Source organism: Oleiphilus sp. HI0080, assembly GCF_001635135.1.
Genome location: NZ_LWFU01000309.1, coordinates 1 through 6,808, shown reverse-complemented (window position 1 = coordinate 6,808; position 6,808 = coordinate 1). Strand labels below are relative to the sequence as shown.

Annotated in this window: 6 protein-coding genes; 3 read left to right on the top strand and 3 right to left on the bottom strand. The window is 49.1% G+C overall.

The features are described from left to right. A partial coding sequence (locus A3751_RS03350; protein ID WP_197466151.1) for a nucleoside triphosphate pyrophosphatase occupies window positions 1-383 on the top strand: 383 nt, incomplete at its 5' end. Between the two features lie 77 nt (window positions 384-460). Here A3751_RS03350 and A3751_RS03345 read toward each other — a convergent pair. The 3 genes from A3751_RS03345 to A3751_RS03335 are packed head-to-tail and all read right to left on the bottom strand — an operon-like array spanning window position 461 to window position 3,127. Next, complete coding sequence (locus tag A3751_RS03345) at window positions 461-1,435, bottom strand: S49 family peptidase (protein ID WP_068452056.1); 975 nt, start codon at window positions 1,433-1,435, stop codon at window positions 461-463. 26 nt (window positions 1,436-1,461) lie between these two features. Next, window positions 1,462-2,130: an HAD family hydrolase gene (locus A3751_RS03340; RefSeq protein WP_197466150.1), complete on the bottom strand. Its 669-nt coding sequence runs from the start codon at window positions 2,128-2,130 to the stop codon at window positions 1,462-1,464. A 1-nt stretch (window position 2,131) separates the two neighbouring features. Beyond that, window positions 2,132-3,127, bottom strand: a complete 996-nt coding sequence (locus tag A3751_RS03335) for an RluA family pseudouridine synthase (protein WP_068452052.1) — start codon at window positions 3,125-3,127, stop codon at window positions 2,132-2,134. Window positions 3,128-3,465: 338 nt separating this feature from the next. On the opposite strand from A3751_RS03335, the gene A3751_RS03330 reads away from it, so the two are divergent. Beyond that, entirely contained in the window at window positions 3,466-3,648 is a 183-nt protein-coding gene (locus A3751_RS03330; RefSeq protein WP_068452049.1) for a hypothetical protein, read from the top strand. A 136-nt stretch (window positions 3,649-3,784) separates the two neighbouring features. Then, window positions 3,785-6,808 (top strand): Rne/Rng family ribonuclease (locus A3751_RS03325; protein WP_068452042.1); only part of this gene is annotated, 3,024 nt, incomplete at its 3' end.

Sequence of the window (6,808 nt, the reverse complement as noted above, 5' to 3'; positions counted from 1 at the left end):
GGAGTGACCAAGTCGCGATTCTCGACGGCCACCAGCTGCATAAGCCTGGCAATGCAGAGAACAATATTAAGCAGCTGGCGAGCTGCTCGGGTAAAAGGGTGCGTTTCTTTACAAGCGTCTGCCTGCATGATCCAGAGGAAAATACGCTAAGGTGTGACGTTGACGAAACCATCGCCACCTTCAAGCAACTAAGCGAACAAGACATACAGCAATACGTGAGCCGGGAGCCCTCTTACGACTGCGCAGGTGGCTTCAAAGTAGAAGGATTAGGTATCAGCCTGTTTGAGTCAATTGAAACAAGCGATCCGAACGCCCTAGTTGGACTTCCTTTGATCAAGCTATGTAAGCTGCTAGGCGAGTACGGTATTAGCCCTCTCGATTAACTCCGAGAGAGGCTCAACAGAGCGCTACCTCAAGTAGCGCTCTGTGCACGTTTTTCTGATCAAACATCAAAAAAAGACTAGCGCAACTGAAGCGCATTCACGCCTAAGCTAGCAGAAATAGCCTTTCCTGCTGCAACGCCGAGCGATTCCGTAAACTGAGTAAAGGCATCAGGCTTTGACGAAAAATCGACGATCTCTTCCGCTCCGACAATCTCACGCGCAACAAAGCCAGAACTACCTAACCCATCAATAAGACCAAGATCGAGAGCCTGCTCACCATTCCAAATCAAACCGGAAAATAATTCTGGTGCTTCTGAAAGCCGCTCACCTCGACCCTCCCTAACCTTACCAATAAATTGTTGATGCGTACTATCCAAGACCTTACCCCAGAATGCGACCTCTTCTGGGTCCTCCTCACTGAAAGGATCTAAGAAAGACTTATGCTTACCAGACGTATAGTTGCGACGCTCAACACCCAACTCATCCATCGCATCGACAAAGCCAAAACCTGCAGCAGTCACACCAATCGAGCCTACCAGACTCGCCTTATCGGCATAGATTTCATCCGCAGCAGCGGCGATATAATAGGCACCAGACGCACCAAGATCAGTGATCACAGCATAAAGTTTTTTGTCAGGATACAGCACGCGCAGACGCTTGATTTCGTCAAACACATATCCCGACTGAACAGGACTGCCACCCGGACTGTTTATCCTAAGAATGATTGCTTGAGAACCCTCTGCTTCGAAGGCCGCCCTCAGCCCGCTCACGATTACATCTGCGCTCGCCTCTTCCTCATCAGCAATCACTCCTCGCACGTCAACTAACGCCGTATATTGCTCAGCAGTCACCATATTGCTGTCTAGACCATTCGCCATCACACCCAACAAAAAGAATAGATAGAGAAAGGTTAGCAACTTAAAGAAGATACCCCAGCGCCTTGCCCGACGCTGCTCAACACCCAACGTCGCCACGGTTTTCTCAATTAGCTTCCACTCTTTTGAGTCTGCTTTCGCCTCTGCGCCAGACCGACTCGAATCAAATACGTCCAATGATCACTCCTTGTTATTAATAATATCTAGTTGCCCAAAGGCTGCTTGACTGAATCAAGCCATCCTATCAGCTCTCCAATCTCATCAACAATCCGTTTTGGATTATGCTTGAGCAACGCTTCGGTATCATGTACTCCATAACTCACGCCTACACTCGCAGATCCAGCGCGTGCCGCCATCTCCAGGTCAAAGCTCGTATCACCAACCATAAGCATGTTCGACTCGTCGACACCAAAATGCTCGGCTAATTCGTGCAGCATTTGCGGATGCGGTTTTGACTGCGTTTCATCCGCACACCGCTCTATCTCGAAGTACTCTCCTAACCCCGTCTGCTCCTTTGCCATATCGAGACCGCGGCGACTTTTGCCAGTGGCAACAGCAAGTCGATAACCTGCGCCGCGCAAAGATTCAAGCACATCAACCACTCCTGGAAACAGAGATAATTCAGCACCCTCGTTTTGATGAAAGCGCTTTGAATAATGCGCTCGCAATGCATCTATTTGATCAGAGGTGATTTGTGGATATAAATCATACAAAGCTTCTTTCATTCCCAAACCGATAATACTTTTCATTCGGTCGTAGCTCAGCTCGGGAAGATCACAAACCTTTGCCGACTCTGCAATACAAGAAACAATATGACGCTCGGAATCAACCAATGTGCCATCCCAATCAAAGACCACAACCGACCACGACATCTTATTTCAACCCCATCAAAGTAAGCGACTCCTCATAGCGATTATCGTATTCCGCTTCCAGACGAAGCCGACGTTTGCCACCACCAGACTCCGGCAAATCAAACTCAATCGCACGCGCATGCAGCATCAAGCGAGACTTCTCCATTCCGTGCAAATCATCAACTAATGTCTGAATATACTTATCATCCCCTACTATTGGATGTTTCGAAAATGCAGCATGAACACGAATCTGATGCGTCCTGCCCGTTATCGGCTTAGCCTCTACAAGCGTAAAGTGCTCTGAACGATTCAAAATTCTGAACTTTGTCTGGCTCGGCTTGCCATCTGCGCTGACGACGACCATCCGTTCACCGGATTTAAGTTCATTTTTCCGTAATGGCGCATCGACCACCACTTTATGTTTCGGCCACTTACCAAACACCGCCATGTGGTAAATCTTGTTAACAGTATCTTCTCTGAACTGTGCATGCAGCGCTCTCAAAGCTGGCCGAGACTTGGCGATCAACACCGCCCCTGACGTATCACGGTCAAGACGATGCACCAACTCCAAAAACTGGTGATCAGGATAGCGGGTTCTTAATGCCTCGATCAGCCCGATATTGACGCCACTGCCGCCATGCACCGCCAGCCCAGAAGGCTTGTTAATCACCAACAACTGATCATTTTCAAATAAAACAGAACGATCCAACAATGCGCCAAGCGAGTCACTAACCTTAATTTCTCCCTTATTCGAATTCGTTGTCATCATTGGAGGTACACGAACAAGATCACCAACCGCGAGCTTTGTCTCGGGCTTACAGCGCTTTTTATTGATTCTTACATCGCCCTTTCTAATGACTTTGTATATCTTGGATTTGGGAACCCCTTTACAGACACTCAGCAAATAGTTGTCGACGCGTTGCTGAGCGTTTTTCTCGCTTATGGTCACCAACTGGACGCCATGCCCTAAGGGCTTATCTTGATTAGCTTCTGATGTTTTTTTCTGTTGTGCTGACACCCACACCTCTAAGTCGTTGCTCGACTATCTAAATACTGCTATATTCGCGTCTGCGGTGACGCCCGTCACAAAAGGGGGCTTCGTCATCTTAAATTGAAAGATACCGCATGACACACTCTACGCTCGAAAACATGCGACCTCGATTAGGAGACAGCAAGAACGACGAGTATAGCGGTTTTAGTGTTGATGCCCAAAAGCGCATTGAACAAAATCGCCCAGCGTAGTGTAGTGAAGTTTTTTACAGTGGCGTGAACGCACAGTCTTCCTCGCAACGAGCTACCGAAATTAGGTTTCGATCGAGTTGAACTAGCCTCACCACTTAAAAAAGGAACGCTGGGATGAGCAGTAATACTCTCCCGAGCGATTGGATAAATACGCTGAGCAGCGTAGAGCAAAAGATTAATAGCATTATGTCTTTTTGTATCGCGAGTAGTGAGCGACAAGACGTGATGAAAACGCAGGCCGACACCGTGAGTCCAAAAGACCCGCGCTGTAAAGAGACCATAAGACCTCGTGTTTAAGACTGGGAATGTTAAGTTAAGTCACTTTGAACAGCAGAGATCTTAGTACTGCTGCCTTTACAGACACTGACTACAAGCAGAATTACGCCCAAAATCTAATTTGCCCTCCTGTTACAGCGCCATCTGGACGTTGTGAATGAAAAGAATGCTTATTAACGCGACTCAAAGCGAAGAGTTGCGTGTTGCCCTCGTTGACGGGCAAAAACTCTATGATCTCGATATCGAAGCCGGCTCGAGAGAGCAAAAGAAAGCAAATATCTATAAAGGTAAAGTGACTCGCGTTGAGCCTAGCCTTGAAGCTGCTTTCGTCGACTTCGGTGCTGAGCGACACGGATTCCTCCCTCTCAAAGAAATTTCTAAAGAGTACTTCAAACCAAGCGCTGGCAAAGGTCGCGTCAATATTCGTGACGCAATTGCTGAAGGTCAAGAAGTTGTTGTCCAAGTCGAAAAAGAAGAACGCGGAAACAAGGGCGCGGCACTAACGACCTTTATCAGCCTTGCAGGCAGATACTTGGTATTAATGCCAAACAACGCGCGAGCAGGCGGTATTTCTCGCCGTATTGAAGGCCCAGATCGTGCGCAACTAAAAGACGCCATGTCCGGGCTAAACATGCCGAATAATATGGGTGTGATCGTTCGGACTGCTGGCGTAGGACGCTCTACAGAAGAACTACAATGGGATCTGGACTACCTTGTCCAATTTTGGGATTCGATTACTGCAGCATCAGACAGTCGACCCGCTCCATTTTTAATCTATCAAGAAAGCAACGTCATTATTCGCGCAATTCGTGATTATCTCCGCCAAGACATCGGCGAAGTTCTTGTCGACGCACCAATGGTCTTTGAAGACGTGCTGAATTTCGTACGCTCAGTAATGCCCGCTTACGAAAACAAGATTAAGTTATACCAGGACGAAATCCCTCTGTTCAGCCGTTACCAGATCGAAGCACAGATCGAAACGGCCTTTGAACGTGAAGTTAAGCTTCCATCTGGCGGTTCCATTGTTATCGACCCAACAGAAGCACTTGTCTCAATAGACATCAACTCTGCACGCTCCACCAAAGGCAGTGACATCGAAGAAACCGCGCACCAAACTAATTTGGAAGCTGCAGATGAAATCGCTCGCCAGCTTCGTTTGCGCGATATGGGCGGCCTGATAGTAATCGACTTTATCGACATGAGCGCCAGCAAAAATCAGCGCGATGTCGAAAATCGCATGCGAGATGCCCTTGAACTGGATCGTGCTCGTGTCCAGGTGGGTAAAATCTCCCGCTTCGGCCTGCTCGAAATGTCACGTCAACGCTTACGACCCTCTCTTGGTGAGACGCGTTCGGAAACCTGTCCTCGCTGCAGTGGCCAAGGCACAATTCGGGACATCGAGTCACTCGCACTTTCAATCATGCGTCTAATCTACGAAGAGAGCTCAAAAGAGAAAACAGGAGCGATCCAAGCAATCGTTCCGGTAAATGTTGCTACTTTCTTGCTGAACGAGAAGCGAAAGCAAATCGTCGACATAGAGTCGAAACAAAACGTACACGTCATTATTGTTCCAAAAGATCATTTAGAAACACCTCACTACGAAGTTGTGCGTGTTCGTGATGACGAGTATGGTGCAATCGAAGACACGCCAAGCTATGCAATCGAAGGCAATCGTCCAGAAAACGAGGTTGCGTCTAACACTCCGACAAGAGAAGTTGTGCGTGAAGAAGCGGCCGTAAAAACGCTCACGCCACCACCTCAAGCGCCAGCCCCAGCAGCTCCCGCAGCACCAGAAGCAGAAGCCGGCGGCCTATTCAAAAAGATCGCGTCTAAAATTGCGACCATGTTCACACCTGAAGAGAGCGCGAAGGAAGAAGAAGTTAAACCTGCTCCTAGAGCGAACCAACGTCACTCAGGGGGCAATCGTCAGACCAACGCTAAGCGAACCAAGCGAAGTGATGAGCGCGGCGGACAGCAGAATCGCTCGCGCAGAGATCGCAGTGATGACAATCGCGGTGAACGCTCGACTAAGCGCCAATCGGACAATCCTAGATCAAAAGATCGTTCGAACGATCGTTCTGATGATTCAGGGTCGCGCAACAGCCGCAATAATCGCAACAAGCCAAGTTCGCAAAATCAAAAGAATGATAATGCGAACAGAAATACTTCGGGAGACAGCGCTAACAAGCGGCCTCGTCGCCAGCGTAATGCAGGGAGCACCAGCCAGAAGTATCAAGAGAAGCCTCGCCCGGAAGCGCTTTCAGAAGAAGAGTTGGCAAAAGTAGCGCCAACTTCAAAAACGGATGATGCAAAAGCAACTCAAGATAACGCTGCACAAAGCTCATCAAATAATTCTGTTGGCCAAGATACTAGCGGTAAAGATGGTAACGGCCGCTCGAATAGTCGCCGCCGCGGTCGTCGTCGCAATCCTGCAAAAGACAGCGCTGTAACCAATGCCTCGTCTGAAAACACTGAAGCAAACATTGCTCAAACGCCAACTCCGGCTTCTGACAAAGAAGCTAAGCAGGAAACGACAGCACAAGCGCCGGCAGTAAAAGAGAGCAAAGCACCGGAAGCAGACGCTCCTACTGCCACGCCGGAAGTGTCGGCCACGGAAGCACAATCAAAAGCGCCGGAAGCTTCTGAGAAACCTGAAGCGGCTAAAGAAGAAACAAAACCAGTAACCACTGACAAGCCGAAGCGTGAGCGTAGACCGCGAGCCAAAGCAAAAACAGAGACGCCTAAAGCGCCTGTAGAGAATGTCGAGGCCGCAAAACCAGCGACCGAGCAATCTGAGCCAGCGCCAGCCAAAGCCGATGTTACAACGCCGGATGTAAAAACTAAGAGCGAGGCTAAAGCTAAGCCAGAGACATCTGCTGATACTGATGCTAATGCTGAGAAAACTGATAAATCGGCCGAACAGCGACGTCGACGTAGACGTAAGCCAGTGACGCAGAAAACAGACAGCTCGAATAGTGAAGCATCGGCGACTGATTCAGCAAAAGCCAGCGAGAAAGCGCAAGAGCCTGCTGCTGAAAAACCGGCTCCTGCGTCGGTTTCTCAACACGCAACAACGTTCAAACCGCAACGCCCCGCGCGTCGCCGCGACCGAAAAGCAGCACAAGACACTTCGGAGACAGCGCCTACTGATAGTAAGGCGACTGAGAGCACCGAACAAGAC

What these genes read in the sequence shown, in the direction of transcription:
- A3751_RS03330 (WP_068452049.1), top strand. Translation starts at nt 3,466, where the DNA reads ATGAGCAGTAATACTCTCCCGAGCGATTGGATAAATACGCTGAGCAGC.
- A3751_RS03340 (WP_197466150.1), bottom strand. Translation starts at nt 2,130, where the DNA reads ATGTCGTGGTCGGTTGTGGTCTTTGATTGGGATGGCACATTGGTTGAT.